Here is a 1034-nt window from a genome sequence, read left to right as displayed (position 1 = left end):
GGTGCACGAACACCCGGGCGGACGGAATTGCCTATTCGCGCACCGGGGCCGCCACGAAGGGATTTCCCGCCCGGTGCGCCGTCAGGACGAAGGTGACCGTGATGAGGAGCGCCCAGGCGCCGAACTTGGCGAGGGACACCGGCTGCCAGCCGTCCAGTTGGTCCGGATAGCTCCACGCGCCGACGTAGGTGGCCGCGTTCTCGGCGACCCACAGGAAGAAGCCGATCAGGACGAACGACAGGGCCAGCGGCATCCGGTGGTCGCGCGGACCCACCCGGAACCGCACCCAGGTGCCCGCCGTCGCCGCGAGCAGCAGGGCGGCGAGGATCCAGCGGACGTCGGGCAGCCAGTGGTGGCTGAGGAAGTTCACGTACACGGCGCCGGCGAGCAGCGCCGTCAGCCGCGGCCGGTAGCCGGTGAGCCGCAGGTCGAACAGGCGCCAGGCCCGGCAGACGTAACTGCCCAGGGCCGCGTAGAGGAACCCGCCGTAGAGCGGGACGCCGCCGAACTTGGTCAGCGCGTCCTCGGGGTAGCTCCACGAGCCCATCCGCACCTTGATCAGCTCGAAGAGCAGGCCGACGGCATGGCAGCCGGCGATCACCGCGACGTCCCGGCCGGTGTCCCAGCCGACCTTCCACGCCACGACGGTGAGCCCGATCCCGTACAGCAGGAGCAGGTCGTAGCGGGCGACGGGCAGGTCGGGCAGCAGCGTGGAGGCGGCGATGCCGACGACGAGCGCGACGGCGAAGGCGCAGCAGCGCGCTTCGAGGACCGCGAAGCGCAGGAGCTGCCGCATCCCGTACGTGAGCGTGTTCATGGCGGAAGGGACGCCGGAGCGGCCCCGGTCGGTTCGCGGTGCCTCAGGGGCCGCCCGGGGTGGCTCGCCGCGCGCCCGCCCGGAGCGGTGCGCGGCCCGGCCGGCCCGCGCGGTCGCCGCGACCGGGGGACGCCCGCCCGGTGCCCGACCGGAGACGCCCGCCGCGTGGCCCGCCCCGCAGACGGCGGCGCGCCGCACCCCCGGACGGGAGGTGCGG

The 1034-nt window shown here is 74.4% G+C and carries 1 protein-coding gene; it reads right to left on the bottom strand.

The window, feature by feature from the left end:
- Window positions 1-31: 31 nt before the first annotated feature.
- Window positions 32-796, bottom strand: a complete 765-nt coding sequence (locus tag ACFCY7_RS40530; RefSeq protein ID WP_376491092.1) for a DUF817 domain-containing protein — start codon at window positions 794-796, stop codon at window positions 32-34.
- Window positions 797-1034 lie beyond the last annotated feature (238 nt).

This window comes from Streptomyces sp. NPDC056361, assembly GCF_042262805.1.
Lineage (GTDB): Bacteria > Actinomycetota > Actinomycetes > Streptomycetales > Streptomycetaceae > Streptomyces.
The sequence above is the reverse complement of the archived record's forward strand: the minus strand, read 5'-3'. Positions and strand labels throughout refer to the sequence as shown.

Coding starts and splice junctions, on each gene's coding strand:
- ACFCY7_RS40530 (WP_376491092.1), bottom strand. CDS start 796: ATGCGGCAGCTCCTGCGCTTCGCGGTCCTCGAAGCGCGCTGCTGCGCC.